This window comes from Mesorhizobium sp. WSM4819 (genome assembly GCF_055811215.1).
In genome coordinates this window covers 128,305-142,011 of record NZ_JBVVQO010000012.1, presented here as the reverse complement: position 1 = coordinate 142,011, position 13,707 = coordinate 128,305, and the positions used below count along the sequence as shown (strand labels likewise).

The 13,707-nt window shown below is 63.7% G+C and carries 12 protein-coding genes; 3 read left to right on the top strand and 9 right to left on the bottom strand.

Annotated features, from left to right (window positions below):
* The first annotated feature begins 175 nt into the window (after positions 1-175).
* The 3 genes from AC0L18_RS13875 to AC0L18_RS13865 all read left to right on the top strand — a co-directional run bounded on the left by AC0L18_RS13875 (position 176) and on the right by AC0L18_RS13865 (position 3,977).
* Positions 176-1,138 (top strand): sugar-binding protein, encoded by a 963-nt coding sequence (locus AC0L18_RS13875; RefSeq protein ID WP_023796948.1) that lies wholly within the window; start codon positions 176-178, stop codon positions 1,136-1,138.
* Between the two features lie 216 nt (positions 1,139-1,354).
* A complete protein-coding gene (locus AC0L18_RS13870) occupies positions 1,355-2,899 on the top strand; it encodes a sugar ABC transporter ATP-binding protein (protein WP_473492787.1) in 1,545 nt (514 codons plus the stop codon).
* 82 nt (positions 2,900-2,981) lie between these two features.
* Positions 2,982-3,977 carry an ABC transporter permease gene (locus AC0L18_RS13865; RefSeq protein ID WP_077374661.1) on the top strand — a complete coding sequence of 332 codons (996 nt, stop codon included), beginning with the start codon at positions 2,982-2,984 and terminating at the stop codon, positions 3,975-3,977.
* 48 nt (positions 3,978-4,025) lie between these two features.
* On the opposite strand, the gene phnN is transcribed toward AC0L18_RS13865, so the two are convergent.
* From phnN to AC0L18_RS13820, 9 genes are all read right to left on the bottom strand, one after another.
* Positions 4,026-4,655, bottom strand: a complete 630-nt coding sequence (phnN, locus tag AC0L18_RS13860) for a phosphonate metabolism protein/1,5-bisphosphokinase (PRPP-forming) PhnN (RefSeq protein WP_473492760.1) — start codon at positions 4,653-4,655, stop codon at positions 4,026-4,028.
* Entirely contained in the window at positions 4,652-5,791 is a 1,140-nt protein-coding gene (locus AC0L18_RS13855; protein ID WP_473492758.1) for an alpha-D-ribose 1-methylphosphonate 5-triphosphate diphosphatase, read from the bottom strand. Before AC0L18_RS13855 ends, phnN begins: the two co-directional genes overlap by 4 nt.
* A gap of 77 nt (positions 5,792-5,868) precedes the next feature.
* Positions 5,869-6,576 carry a DUF1045 domain-containing protein gene (locus tag AC0L18_RS13850; protein WP_091592516.1) on the bottom strand — a complete coding sequence of 236 codons (708 nt, stop codon included), beginning with the start codon at positions 6,574-6,576 and terminating at the stop codon, positions 5,869-5,871.
* A 152-nt stretch (positions 6,577-6,728) separates the two neighbouring features.
* Complete coding sequence (gene iolB / locus AC0L18_RS13845; protein ID WP_287171467.1) at positions 6,729-7,541, bottom strand: 5-deoxy-glucuronate isomerase; 813 nt, start codon at positions 7,539-7,541, stop codon at positions 6,729-6,731.
* Between the two features lie 6 nt (positions 7,542-7,547).
* On the bottom strand, positions 7,548-7,766 hold the full coding sequence (locus tag AC0L18_RS13840) for a DUF3329 domain-containing protein (RefSeq protein ID WP_287051263.1): 219 nt from the start codon (positions 7,764-7,766) through the stop codon (positions 7,548-7,550).
* 48 nt (positions 7,767-7,814) lie between these two features.
* Positions 7,815-8,732 (bottom strand): myo-inosose-2 dehydratase, encoded by a 918-nt coding sequence (gene iolE / locus AC0L18_RS13835; protein WP_473492757.1) that lies wholly within the window; start codon positions 8,730-8,732, stop codon positions 7,815-7,817.
* 44 nt (positions 8,733-8,776) lie between these two features.
* Positions 8,777-10,627: a 3D-(3,5/4)-trihydroxycyclohexane-1,2-dione acylhydrolase (decyclizing) gene (iolD, locus tag AC0L18_RS13830; RefSeq protein WP_473492756.1), complete on the bottom strand. Its 1,851-nt coding sequence runs from the start codon at positions 10,625-10,627 to the stop codon at positions 8,777-8,779.
* Positions 10,628-10,662: 35 nt separating this feature from the next.
* The gene (locus tag AC0L18_RS13825) at positions 10,663-12,597 is read right to left on the bottom strand and encodes a bifunctional 5-dehydro-2-deoxygluconokinase/5-dehydro-2-deoxyphosphogluconate aldolase (RefSeq protein ID WP_473492755.1); all 1,935 of its coding nucleotides are present in this window, start codon (positions 12,595-12,597) and stop codon (positions 10,663-10,665) included.
* 166 nt (positions 12,598-12,763) lie between these two features.
* Positions 12,764-13,573, bottom strand: coding sequence for a MurR/RpiR family transcriptional regulator (locus AC0L18_RS13820; protein WP_473492754.1), 810 nt, complete (start codon positions 13,571-13,573; stop codon positions 12,764-12,766).
* Positions 13,574-13,707 lie beyond the last annotated feature (134 nt).

The window sequence follows — 13,707 nt, the reverse complement described above, 5'->3', positions numbered from 1 at the left end:
TGAAATGTCAGACAAATCCGACTATACGAACTGCCAATGAGTCTCTAAAGTCCAAAATCGCGGCTGGGATGGCGCCGTTCTTTCGCTGCCAGCACCCTTGAGGAGGAGGGCGTCCAAGCCGCATTCGACAAAGTTCAGATCAGCGAAAATGACTGGATCAAACGGGAGGTTGAACATGAAATCTGCGATACGAAATGTGTCCGTCGCCGCAGCGGCCCTGGCTCTCGGTCTGTCCTTCACGGCGATCGCCGGTGCCCAGGACAAACCGACGCTGGCCTTCGTCGTCAACGGCGCTTCCGATTTCTGGAAGGCGGCCGAAGCCGGCGTCAAGAAGGCCCAGGCCGAATTGCCCAACTACAATCTCGAGCTCAAATATCCGGAACAGTCGTCGGTCGCCATCCAGCAGCGGCTGATGGACGATCTGGTGACGGCCGGCGTCAAGGCGATCATGGTTTCGGCCGTCGATCCCAAGACCTCCACCGACGGGCTCAACAAGATCGCCTCGGAGACGGCGCTGTTCACCACCGACAGCGACGCGCCGCAGACCAAGCGTATCGCCTATATCGGCTCGTCCAACATCGATGCCGGCAAGCAGGCGGCCGAGATCGCCAAGAAGGCGATGCCCGACGGCGGCAAATGCCTCGGCTTCGTCGGCCTGCTCGGCGCCGACAATGCCAAGGAGCGCATCGAAGGCATGAAGGAAGGGCTCGCCGGCACCAAGATCGAGCTGATCGACGTGCGTGGCGACGACATCGACCAGGCCCGCGCCAAGAAGAACGTCGAGGACGCGCTGGTCGCCAGCCCAGACGTCACCTGCATGGTCGGCTTCTATTCCTACAACACCCCGCGCATCTATGAAGCGCTGCGCGACGCCGGCAAGCTCGGCCAGATCACGGTCGTCGGCTTCGACGACGATCCGATCACGCTCGGCGGCGTCAAGGAAGGCACCGTTGCCGCCACCGTCGTGCAGCAGCCGTTCGAGTGGGCCTACCAGGGCATGAAGCTGATGGCTGCCTATCTCGAGGGCGACAAGTCGGGTATTCCGGAGAACGGCCTGATCATCATCCCGACCAAGATCATCGGCAAGGACGACGTCGACGCCTATGCCGCCAATCTGAAAGCGATGTCCGGAAACTGATCGTCGTCGGCGCTGGCCCCTCATCCCCCTTCTTCCCGTGCAGAACGGGGAGAAGGGCAGTGGTTGCAACACTGGCGAATCCTCCGTTTTTTACGGGGAGAGGGTGAGGGGGAGGGCAGCGCGACGCTGGCGTGACTGGCTCCGCTTGTTATTGACGGGCCTGATCAGGCTCGTCAATCTGCGGGGAGGCCGGCCCGCCAACTGCTGTCAGGCATGATGAACTATTCCGACGCATCCATCGGCGTATCCACGATTGCCCCGTTCCTCAGTCTCGAGGGCGTGCGCAAGACCTATCCCGGCGTGGTCGCGCTGGACGGGTTTTCGCTGGAGGTCAGGCCTGGCGAGGTTATCGGCCTCGTCGGCGAAAACGGCGCCGGCAAGTCGACGCTGATGAAGATCCTCGGCGGCGTGACCACACCCGACACTGGCACGATCACCGTCGACGGCGTCGCCCATGACGGGCTGACGGTCGAGGCCAGCATCGGTTCCGGTATCGCCTTCGTCCACCAGGAACTCAACCTGTTCGAAAACCTCGACGTTGCCGCCAACATCTTTTTCGGCCGCGAGCCGTTGCGCGCCGGTCCGCTCAGGCTTGTCGACCGCACCAGGCTGCGCACGCTGGCGGCGCCACTGCTCAAACGCGTGGGCGCCAATTTCTCGGCAAACACCCCGGTATCGGCGCTGTCGCTTGCCCAGCAGCAGATGGTCGAAATCGCCAAGGCGCTGTCGATCGAGGCGCGGCTGGTCATCCTCGACGAGCCGACGTCGAGCCTGCCCCTTGCCGAAACCGACAAGCTGCTCGATGTCATCAAGGCGTTGAAGGCCGACGGCATCAGCGTCATCTTCATCTCGCATCGCCTTCACGAGGTCGAGCGGGTTGCCGATCGCGTCGTCGTGCTGAGGGACGGCATGCTTGCCGGCACGCTGCCGAAGAACGCCATCAACCACGACCAGATGGTCAAGCTGATGATCGGCCGCATGCTGAAGGAGCGGGAGAAGGCTGCAGAATCGGCGCGCCCGCCCGGCGCCGTCGCGCTGTCGGCCAAGGCCGTTCGCACCAGCGCCTATCCAGACCGACCGGTCGATCTCGGCGTCAGGCGCGGCGAAATCCTTGGCCTGGCGGGCCTTGTCGGCTCCGGCCGCACGGAGCTTGCGCGCGTGCTTTTCGGCATCGAGAAGAGCCTTGGCGGCGCGCTCCAGCTTGATGGAAAAGATCTGGTTCTTGGTTCGGCGGCCGACGCTGTGGCCAACGGGATCTTCCTCGTCCCCGAGGATCGCAAGCTGACCGGCATCCTGCTCGACCTGTCGATTGCCCAGAATATTTCGCTCCCCAATCTGCCGGCACATGCCCGGCGATCCCTGGTCTCTGCCCGCGCCGAAGCCGTCACCGCCGAGAAGCAGAAACGCAATCTCGGCATCAAGGCGCCCTCGGTGGCGACGCGCACCGGCACGCTGTCCGGCGGCAACCAGCAAAAGGTGGTGCTGGCCAAGTGGCTGGCCATGAGCCCCAAGGTGATGATCCTCGACGAGCCGACCCGCGGCATCGACATCGGTGCCAAGGCGGAGATCTACGGGCTGATGCGGGCGCTGGCCGATGCCGGCGTCGCCGTGCTGATGATATCGAGCGACATGGAGGAGGTGATCGGCGTCTCCGACCGCATCGCCGTGATGCATGAGGGCCAGATCTCAGGCATCCTCGACAAGGAACAGTTCAGCCAGGAAAACGTGCTGCTGCTGGCCGTCGGCAAGCAGCCGAAATAGCTTTTGTTTGGCGCAGGTTCCGGTCGCAAAACCGCGCAACACTTTTGCGGAACCTGCTTAGGCAGGCATTGGGGAGAAGACGATGAGCAAAAAAGATCTCGGCCTGCTGATCCTGATCCTTGTGGTCGGAGCGGTGGTGGCGATCATCAACCCGCGATTCCTGCTGCCGATCAACCTCGCCAACACATCGAACCTGATTGGGCTGTTCGGTATCCTGGCGATCGGCCAGGCCTTCGTCATCATCACCGGCGGCATCGAATTGTCGGTCGGCTCGGTGGTCGCGCTGCTCGGCGTCCTGTTCGTCGATTTCATCGCCACGCGCGGCATGGCATGGCCGGTGGCACTGCCGCTGATCCTGGTGCTTGGCGGCATCATCGGGCTGGCACATGGCTGGCTGATCACGCGGCTCAAATTGCAGCCTTTCGTGGTGACGCTGTGCGGCCTGTTGATCTATCGCGGCGTGGCGCGGTTCTACACAGCCGACGGCACGGCGGGCTTTGCCTTCGGACAGAACTTTCCGGAGCTCGAATTCCTGACCGCCGGGCGATCCTATGGCGTGCCGAACAGCTTCATCGCGCTGATCGTCATCGCCATCGTGATGTGGGTGGTGCTGCACCGTTCGGTGTTCGGCCGCTACCTCTACGCCATCGGCAAGAACGAGGAAGCGGCGAAATATTCGGGCATCCGCACCGGCCGCGTCGTCATGGCGGCCTATGTCATCTGCGGTGTGCTGACGGCGCTGTCGGCGATCTATTTCGCCATGTACACGCGCTCGATCTCGCCGGCCAGCCACGGCCAGTTCTACGAACTCTACGCCATTGCCGCAGCTGTGCTCGGCGGCTTCTCGCTGCGCGGCGGCGAAGGCTCGCTGATCGGCGTGATCCTGGGTACGGTTCTGCTGCAGGAACTGCAAAACCTCGTCAACCTGCTCGGCATCCCGTCCTCGCTCAATTTCGCGGTGATGGGCGGTGTGATCTTGATCGGCGTGCTGGTCGACCAGCAATGGGGCGTGTACCGGGAGCGGCGGCTGATGCTGGAGGCAACCCGCAAAGGCGCGGCCGGCGCGGCAGCGGAGTAGCGGCTCCGCCTCTCCCTTCTCCCACAGAGGGAGAAGGTAAGAGGCGGCTTAAATCGTGCCCGACCGGTCGGAGAACGCCATTGCCTTGCGCAGCACTTCGACAAAACGCTCGCCGGCCGCCTCGCGCTGGCCGCTATTGTCGATCGGGGTGACGCCTGGCCCGGACAACGCCACATTGGCGCTGCGCGCCAGCCGCGCCAGCACTTCGCCGCGCGACTCGCGGCCGCGCATCGCCAGTCGTTCGGCCAGGATCTGCGGCGATGCGGTGATCTCGACGACAGCCAGATTGGCATAGCGATCGCGCAGCGCCGGGATGATGGCGCGGGAGACATTGGCGATGGCGACGCGGCCATTGGCCACCGACCGGTCGACTTCAGCCGGGATGCCGTAGCGCAAGCCATGCGCCTCCCACGAGATGGCGAAGGCGCCATCCGCTTCCGCCTCGACGAAGGCCGCATCGGCCAGCGTGTCGTGATCCTCGCTTGCCGTGTCGCTCGGCCGGGTGATGACCCGGCGCACGAACTCCAGCCGGGCCTCGTCGGCAAACAGCGACCGGGCATAGCCGATCACCGTGTCCTTGCCGGCGCCGCTCGGCCCGACGACAGCGACGAACACCCCGTCGCGGATCGGAAACGCCGCGGCCGACAATTCACGCTCGATCGACGCCGACACCATCACGCGACCCGACGTCCCTGCCGCCAGACCGTGCGGACAACCGGGACATGATCGTCAAGACGGACGCGAACCAGATCGGCGCGCCGGCCCTGCTCGATGACACCACGGTCGGCGAGCCCGACTGCCTCGGCCGGGTTCTTCGAAACCATCGCCACTGCCTGCGGCAGGGAGATGCCGTCGACAACGTCGCCGAGGAAAAACGCCGACTGGATCAGGCTGAAGGGGATGTAGTCGGACGACAATATGTCGAGCAGGCCTTCGCCGGCGAGTGTCCGGGCTGAAACATTGCCCGAATGCGAGGCGCCGCGCATGACGTTCGGGGCGCCCATCAGCACCCCGAGCCCTGCCGCCTTCGAAGCTTTTGCGGCCTCTTTGGTGGTCGGGAATTCGGCGACGCGGACGCCTTGTTCGATCGCCTCGTCGACATGGCCGGTCGTGGCGTCGTCATGGCTGGCCAGCACGATGCCGCGCTGATGGCAGGCAGCAGCGATGAAGGCGCGGTTCGCCCCAGAATGCGTCGCCGACTCCGCCATCCGCTTCTCGCAGAATTGCTGGAATTCGCGATCCGTCAGCTTCAGCTTGCGCTGGTAGTAGTAGGCATAGGTTTCCAAATCGACGAACTGACGCTGTCCCGGTGCATGGTCCATCAGCGACGCCAGCTTGATCCTGTCATCGCCGTCAAAATGCGCGAAGGCTGCGAGGCAATCCGGCGCCGAAACCTCGCAGCGCAGATGGATGAAATGGTCGGCCCGCAGCCGGTCCTGCTGGACGCTGTCCTCGATCGCATCGGCCAGCTTGCGCATGTCGGCCGAATTCATGTCGGCATCGTCGTCCATGCCGACGCGCAAGGCATCGAGCACGGTGGTGATGCCGGCGGTCGCCACCTGCGCGTCGTGGGCGAGAACGGCGGCGATCGGGTTCCAGCGCACCTTCGGCCGCGGCGCGTAGTGACCCTCCAGATGGTCGGTATGAAGCTCGACCAGCCCGGGAATGATGAAATCGCCGGCCATGTCCTCGCCGTTCCGGCCGGCGCCGGCATCGATCCCGGCGATCAAGCCGTCGCGCAGCACGATCGAGCCTTCGACGATCTCGTCGGCAAGCACGATGCGGGCATTGTTGAGAACGGTCTCGACGGTCATTTCAGGCAGTCCTTGGAGCATTTGCAGCCAATTGGGATGAGTTGGCGTCGCACAAAAGCGGTTAAAACAAGTAGTTTTCAGGCGGTTTTTCTCGCCGGGCGGCGCCCGAGCGCGTGATGGGAGAGCACCATGAACGGGGCGCCAGGTTCGGTTTCGACAAACAGGGTCAGTGCGTCCACCGGCACCGGCCGTTGCAGGACTCCCGCAAACAGGCTGTCGATTGCTGCGCGAAGACGAGGGCTTTCCTGTGACGAGGCCCGGCCGGACAGCGTCATATGAAAACGGAAGGTCTCGAAGACATAGGGGTAACCCCACTGGCAGAGATTGCGGAATTCAGCCGGCTTCAGCGAGTCAGGGCTGCGCCGTTCGATCTCAGCCTCGCTCAGCGGCGCGCGAAAACGGTCGAAGTCGCGCACGACGTCGTCGGCGAAGCGGTTGAGCGCCGGCAGCGGACCTTCCGGCACCAGCGCGAAGAAGCCGTCGATCTGGCTGACGACCAGCCGAGGGATCGTCACCACTGGGGTCGTTTCGGCGAAATCGTCCAGTGCCGCCCGAAGTGCGGCTTCCGTTTCGTTCGAAGCCAGCCGGAAGGGCGCCTTCAGCGTCGCATGAAAACCGTAGCGGCGCGCCGAAGCGGTATGGAAGGCGACTTCCGCCGCCGACAGTTCGCCCACGGCCTCGACCGGCCTCGTGGCGGCGCCGAACGGGTCACGGCCGAGCCAATTGGCGGCGATCCGCGCCAGCGGTTCGTCCTGCCGGGGGGTGAAATAGATTGCGTAGCGCATCGAAAGTCCTCGTCAACTCCCGCTGCCATAGGCGATTTGCATGACGAAATGACGAAGCTGATGATCGCTCCTGATAACAAACTTGTTTAGGCGGGTCATTAGCCGACGATTTTTTCGCCTTGGGCCAGTTGCCGACCCGGACGGGCAGCGCCTCAGGCCTTCATCAGCCATTCGTGCTCGGGCGCGTTGTGGAATTTCCACGTCCGCTTCGGCCCGGCCATGACGTTGAGGTAGTAGAGGTCGTAGCCATGGCAGGCGGCGCAAGGGTGATAGCCCTTGGGCACCAGCACAACGTCGCCGTCCTCGATCGCCATCGCCTCGTCGAGCGACCGAGCGCCGTTCCGGTCGGCATCGGTGTAGACGCGCTGGAAGGCAAAGCCCTGCGGCGGATTGAGGCGGTGGTAATAGGTCTCCTCGAGATAGGATTCGGCCGGCAGATTATCCTGGTCATGCTTGTGCGGCGGATAGCTCGACGTGTGGCCGCCGGGCGTGATGACCTCGACCACCAGCAATGAATCGGCCGGCTTGCCTTCCGGCAGGATGTTGGTGACATAGCGCGTGTTGGTGCCCTTGCCGCGAACCTCCTGGCCGAGATCTTTTGGCGCAATGACGCGGACCGGCAGGCCACCGCCAAGCCCCGGCGCCGAGCAGACCGCGAGTTCGAGACGGGTGTCGGCGGTCACCGACCAGTCAGAGCCCTGCGGCACATAGACCGACCACGGCTTGCCTTCGAAGGGCGACATGCGTTCGCCGAGCAGGCCGAGATCCTTGCCGCCGGCCTTGGCCTTGCCCTTGCCGGTGACGAACACCAGGCAGACTTCACGGCTCGCGGTTTGTCCGGAGACGGTCTCGTCGGGCCGCAATCGATGCAGATCGAAACCGACATAGGTCCAGCCGGCGTTTTGCGGCGTCACATGGGCGACGCGGCCATGGCCCTTATCGGCTTTGACGAGCAGTTTCGACATCTTGGCTCATTCCTTTGGTTCGGTGTCGGCCGAACCCTTGCCGCCGTCGGCCGGCTTGTAGAGATAGAAGAACTGCCAGACGGCATAGCCGGCGAAGCCGAGCGCGATCGTGCCCCAGAACGGCGCGCCGGTGGCAAACTCGACCACGGCCCAGACCAGGCAGACGGCGACGATGGCAACGCGCCGCCACAGCGGCCGGAAGAACGGATGCTCTGAATCCTTCATCGGATCAGCCCCCGCATCGGATCGCCCCGTCGCCGGGAATAGAGTCGCTCAAGCATTGGGGAAGCCCTGCGTTTCAACCGTGTAGCCGGCGGCCGTCATCACCCGCATCAATTCCTTGTAGCCGACTTGCGCCATCCTGAGCGGCGGATTCTTCTTGGGGTCCTGCTCGGCCTCGACCACGAACCAGCCTTCATAGCCGTAGTTCGCCAGCCTTTCCACAATGGCACCGAAATCCAGCGAGCCATCTCCCGGCACCGTGAAGGCGCCAAGCGCCACGGCATCGAGGAAGGATAGCTTCTGGCGATCGAGTTTCTCGATCACCTCCATCCGCACGTCCTTCACATGGACATGGTTGATGCGCCGGTGATGATTGTCGATGGCGCGCAGCACGTCACCGCCGGCAAAAGCCAGATGGCCGGCGTCGAGCAGCAATGGAATGCCTTCTCCCGAATGGCGCATGAAGGCGTCGAGCTCCGGCTCGGTCTCGACGACCGCCGCCATATGATGGTGGTAGGAGAGCGGCATGCCCTGCTCGGCGCACCATTCGCCGAACTGCGTGAGACGCCTCGCATAGGCTTTCATCTCGTCGTCCGAAAGCCTCGGCTTGGTGGCGAGCGGCTTTGAGCGGTCACCCTGGATGGAGCGGCCGACCTCGCCATAGACGATGCAGGGCGCGTCCACCGCCTTGAACAGATCGATCATCGGCTGGATGCGATCCTTGTTCCTGGCCATGTCTTCGTCGACCAGAGTACCTGAGAACCAGCCGCCGCAGAGCGTCACGTCGGCGTTCTTCAGGATCGGCAGCATGATTTTCGGATCACTGGGAAAACGGCGGCCCATTTCCATGCCGGTGAAGCCCGCCGAGCGCGACTGCGCCAAGCATTCCTCCAGCGACACGTCATCGCTGAGTTCCGCAAGATCGTCGTTCCACCATGCAATGGGGGACATGCCCAGTTTGGCTTTCAAGTCGTCACTCCAATGTCAGTTCGTTCAATTTTCATTCGCCGACATCAATCACCAACACTCTGCATCCGCCGCTTTTCTTCATAGGCTTTGCGTGCGGCGTTGACCTGCGGCCGCGAAGAAACTTCCGGCACGGCGACGTCCCACCAATGGCCGCCGACATCGGTCGACACCAGTGGGTCGGTGTCGATGACCAGTACCGTCGTCTTGCTGTTGTCTTTTGCTTTTGTCAGCGCCGTTTCCAACCCGGAGATCGACGAAACCTTCTCGGCGATGGCGCCGAGGCTTGCCGCATGCGCGGCGAAGTCGATGTCGGGCATAATCTCGTGGCGGGCGTCCTTCAGCAGATTGTTGAAGTTGGCGCCGCCGGTTGCCATCTGCAGCCGGTTGATGCAGCCGTAGCCCCTGTTGTCGAGCAGCACGATGGTCAGCTTGAGGCCGAGCATGACCGAGGTTGCGATCTCGGAATTGAGCATCAGATAGGAGCCGTCGCCGATCATGACGACGACCTCTTCGTCGGGCTTCGCCATCTTGACGCCGAGCCCGCCAGCGATCTCGTAGCCCATGGTTGAGAAGCCGTATTCGGCGTGGTAGGAGCCGGGCGCGCCCGCCTGCCAGAGCTTGTGCAATTCGCCGGGCAGGCCGCCGGCGGCATGAAGCAATATCACGTCGGAGCCCATGGCGCGCTGCACGGCGCCGATCACCTGCGCATCCGACGGGTAGGCGGCATTGGTCGAGGCCGTCACCTTGCCGGATTCGGCCTGCCATTCTTTCTTCCCCCCGGCCGCATTATCGGTCCAGGCAGCCGGCGCCTGCCAGCCATTCAGCGCCGCGCCGAGCTCGGCCAGCCCTTCCGCCGCATCGGCTACCAGCGGCAACGCCTGGTGCTTGCCCGCGTCGAAAGGCTGGACGTTCAGCCCGATGATGGTCTTGCCGGAATTCTTGAACAGCGCCCACGAGCCGGTGGTGAAATCCTGCAGCCTGGTGCCGACGGCGAGCACGACATCGGCTTCTTCAGCCAGCCTATTGGCCGCCAAAGTGCCGGTGACGCCGACCGCCGCCATGTTGAGCGGATGATCGTCCGGCAGCGAGGATTTGCCGCCCTGCGTCTCGCAGACCGGGATGCCGGCGCCTTGCACCAGCTTCGCCAGTTCGCCGGAAGCCTGCGAATAGAGCACGCCGCCGCCGGCAATCACCAAGGGCTTTGTTGCCGCCTTCAGCGCCGCCACCGCGGCCGCCAATTCCCCACGATCCGGACGCGGCCGGCGCTGATGCCAGACCCGTTCGGCAAAGAAGCTCTCGGGGTAATCAAAGGCCTCGGCCTGCACGTCCTGGCAGAGCGCCAAGGTCACCGGTCCGCATTCGGCCGGATCGGTCAGCACCTGCATGGCACGGTTGAGCGCCGGGATGATCTGCTCGGGCCGGGTGATGCGGTCGAAATAGCGCGACACCGGCCGGAAGCAGTCGTTGACCGTCGCCGTTCCGTCGGAAAAATCCTCTGCCTGCTGCAGCACGGGATCGGGGATACGATTGGCGAAGACGTCGCCGGGGAGAAACAGGACGGGCAACCGGTTTACATGCGCAAGTGCCGCCGCCGTCACCATGTTGAGCGCGCCGGGGCCGATCGAACTGGTCGCCGCCATGAACCGGCGGCGGAAATTGGCCTTGGCATAGGCGATCGCCGCATGCGCCATGGCCTGTTCGTTGTGGGCGCGAAAAGTCGGCAATTCGTCGCGCACCTGATAAAGTGCCTCGCCGATGCCGGCGACATTGCCGTGGCCGAAGATCGCCCAGACGCCGCCGAAGATCGGCATTTTCCTGCCGTCGATCTCGGTCATCTGGCAGCCGAGAAAGCGGGTCAGCGCCTGCGCCATCGTCAGGCGGATTGTCTTGGTCATGTTGTTTTCCTCCGCAGTCCTTGTGCCGCGCCTTCTTATGCTGCTTTGCGGCCGCGCGCGGCAAGCCATGCCTCGGTCAGCCCCTCGAAGCGCGACGCCATGTCGGCCACCGCCTCCTCGTCCGACATCTTGCCGGCAAGCCATTGTTCGGCCGCGTTGATGAAGATGGTGCGACCGACGGCGAAGCCCTTGACGATGGGCGCCTTGGCGGTGGCGGCAAAGGCCGCTTCCAGCTCGTCCTGCGGCGCTTCGAGGCCGAGCAGCACAACCCCGCGGCACCACGGATCGTTCTTCAGGATCACCGCTTCGATCTTCGCCCAGGCCCCGGCTGAGGCCTGCGGTTCAAGCTTCCACCAGTCGGGCTTGATATCAAGCGAATAGAGTTCCTCCAGCGCCCGCGGGATCGTCGTGTCGTCGAGCTCGCCGTGCTTGCCGGCGATGATTTCGATGAGAAGTTCTCTGCCTACTTTCCGCGCGGCCCCGAACAGGCTTTTGAGCTTCTGCTGCTGCTCGGTCTTCAGCGCCTCCGGGTCGTCGGGGTGGTAGAAGCACAGGCACTTGATGCAATGGTCGACCGGCCACTCGACCAGTTGCGAGCCGATATCCTGCGAGAATTCGAAACGAAGCGGCCGCGATCCGGGCAATTCGACTGGCCGGCCAAGCCAGGCGAAACGATGGCGGGCGAATTCGAACATCGCCTCGCGGCCGTATTTTTCGTCGAGCAGCATGCCATAGCCGGCGCGGCCGGCGGCAACCTTTGCCGCCGCCTTGACCGTCAGCACCTTGAAATCATGGATGCGCGACGGGTCGGCGCCTGCCTTCGCGGCGACATCGTCAAGCTGGATGCGGTGATCGCAGGCCAGCGCCATCAGCGAGGGAATGTCGCGTCGGCGCGTCGTCGTCCAATGGATATGGTTGATCGCCTCGTCCTTGCGCAGCGCCAGGTGCCTGCTGCCGTTCTTCAGGAAGAACTGCAATTCCTCGAAGGTCGGGTATTCCGGTGCACAGAGCAGCCGCGACACGGCGAAGGCGCCGCAGGCATTGGCCCAGGTCGCTGCCGTCTCCAGGCTTTCGCCGCCGAGCCAGCCGCGCAAAAAACCCGACATGAAGGCATCGCCGGCGCCGAGCACATTGTAGACCTCGATCGGAAAACCCTTGCCAACGATCCCGTCCTCGAGGTCGTCGCTGATCGGCCCGTCATAGACGATGCAGCCCATGGCGCCGCGCTTCAAGACGATCGTGGCCTTGGACAGGGAGCGGATCGTCTTCAACGCGCTCAGGCAATCATCGGCACCGGAGGCGATCATGATCTCTTCTTCGGTGCCGACGATCAGGTCGCAGTCGGGCAGCACAGTCTTCAGCTGGGCGGAGACCCGGTCGGATTTCACATAGCGCTCGAAGCCTTCGGCATGGCCGGCAAGGCCCCACAGATTAGGGCGGTAGTCGATGTCGAACACCACCTTGCCGCCCGTGGCCTTGATGGCACGGATCGCCTTGCGCTGCGCGGCGTCGCTGTTGGGCCGCGAAAAATGCGTGCCGGTGACGACGATGGCGCGTGCCGAAGCGATGAACGTCTCATCGATGTCGTCTTCCGAAAGCGCCATGTCGGCGCAGTCGGTGCGATAGAAGATCATCGGCGACACGCCCTCGTCCTCGACCGACAGCAGCACCAGCGCGGTCAGCCGGTCCGGATCGGTCCTGAGGCCGTCAACCGAAACCCCTTCGCGCGTCAACTGCTCGCGGATGAAGCGGCCCATCTGCTCGTCGCCGACTCGGGTGAGCAGCGCCGAGCGCAGGCCGAGCCTCGCCGTGCCGACCGAAATGTTGGCCGGACAGCCGCCGACCGACTTGGCAAAGGAGGTGATGTCCTCCAGGCGCGAGCCGATCTGCTGGCCATAAAGATCGACCGAGGCGCGGCCGATGGTGATGACGTCGAGCGGCGCATGTTTCGCGTCCACGGCTTCGCTCATTCGAACCTCCCATCAGCCTTGTTGTCTTGGGTAACACGCGCGAGCGGCAGCGTGGCGCCGGCAATATGAAATAATAATTCCAATCGATAGTCAATATGGAACGCGCGTTCCTTTGCTGAAAAGTAGCCTGTCAGGCCCTGCGCTTCCCGCCGGAGTCGCGCCGCTTTTAGCCGACCGCAACGGTCAGCGCCATGGCCAGCGCCATCGTCGCCGACAGCGAGCGGAAGCCGGCGAAATCGGCCTCGGCGACCTCGAACCAGACTTTAGCGAACTGGGCGAGCGGGGAAAAGGAACTGTCGGTGATCGCTACGATCGGAACGCCTTGCTCCGAGATGATGCGCGCCTCCTCGATGGCCGCCGGGGCATAGGGCGAGAAACTGATGGCGATGACGGCATCCCTGGGCGAAGCAAAGCTGATAATCTCGGCGTTGAGGCCGGCGGCTGATTCGATCAGCTGGTTGCGGATCTTGAGCTTGCCCAGCGCATAGGCGATGTAGGAGGCGACCGGATAGGAGCGGCGCTTGGCCAGCACATAAATCGTCTCCGCCTTCGCCAGCAAGGCGATGGCAGCTTCGAAATGGTCTTCGTTCAACCTGCCTGAAATATCGTTGAGCGAGGTGCTCGCCGCGGCGACGAAGCCGTCGAAAATCGCCCGGTGACCGGCGCCTTCCTCGGCCTTGGCGCGCAATGCCGCCAGCCTTTCATCATAAGACGAATTGCGCTCGCGCAGGCGCTCGCGAAACACCAGCTGCAGGCTGGTGAAGCCGTCGAAGCCGAGCTGCTGGGCGAAGCGGATCAGGGTCGAAGGCTGGACGCCGGCGGAGGCGGCGATGCTGGCGGCGGTGCCGAAGGCAATATCGTCGGGATTGTCGAGCGCATAGGCGGCGATCTGCGCGATGCGCTTGGGCAGGCTCTGGCGCCGTTCCAGGATCGTCGTACGCAGCGTCTCGAAGTCGCGGGGCACCCGTTCGTCCATCGTCGCTCCGCCCAGGTCCATCAGTCGATGCCGTGTGATGCCCTATCATAGCGAGCCTGTGCAAGAAGGCCATAAAAAATGAGCCATGCGTTCCATTTCTGGAAAAAATGGACTAATTCATCCACGCAACCTTT

Coding starts and splice junctions, on each gene's coding strand:
- AC0L18_RS13825 (WP_473492755.1), bottom strand. CDS start 12,597: ATGAGCGAAGCCGTGGACGCGAAACATGCGCCGCTCGACGTCATCACC.
- AC0L18_RS13865 (WP_077374661.1), top strand. CDS start 2,982: ATGAGCAAAAAAGATCTCGGCCTGCTGATCCTGATCCTTGTGGTCGGA.
- iolD (WP_473492756.1), bottom strand. CDS start 10,627: ATGACCAAGACAATCCGCCTGACGATGGCGCAGGCGCTGACCCGCTTT.
- iolB (WP_287171467.1), bottom strand. CDS start 7,541: ATGTCGAAACTGCTCGTCAAAGCCGATAAGGGCCATGGCCGCGTCGCC.
- AC0L18_RS13840 (WP_287051263.1), bottom strand. CDS start 7,766: ATGAAGGATTCAGAGCATCCGTTCTTCCGGCCGCTGTGGCGGCGCGTT.
- AC0L18_RS13855 (WP_473492758.1), bottom strand. CDS start 5,791: ATGACCGTCGAGACCGTTCTCAACAATGCCCGCATCGTGCTTGCCGAC.
- AC0L18_RS13820 (WP_473492754.1), bottom strand. CDS start 13,573: ATGGACGAACGGGTGCCCCGCGACTTCGAGACGCTGCGTACGACGATC.
- AC0L18_RS13870 (WP_473492787.1), top strand. CDS start 1,355: ATGAACTATTCCGACGCATCCATCGGCGTATCCACGATTGCCCCGTTC.
- AC0L18_RS13875 (WP_023796948.1), top strand. CDS start 176: ATGAAATCTGCGATACGAAATGTGTCCGTCGCCGCAGCGGCCCTGGCT.
- AC0L18_RS13850 (WP_091592516.1), bottom strand. CDS start 6,576: ATGCGCTACGCAATCTATTTCACCCCCCGGCAGGACGAACCGCTGGCG.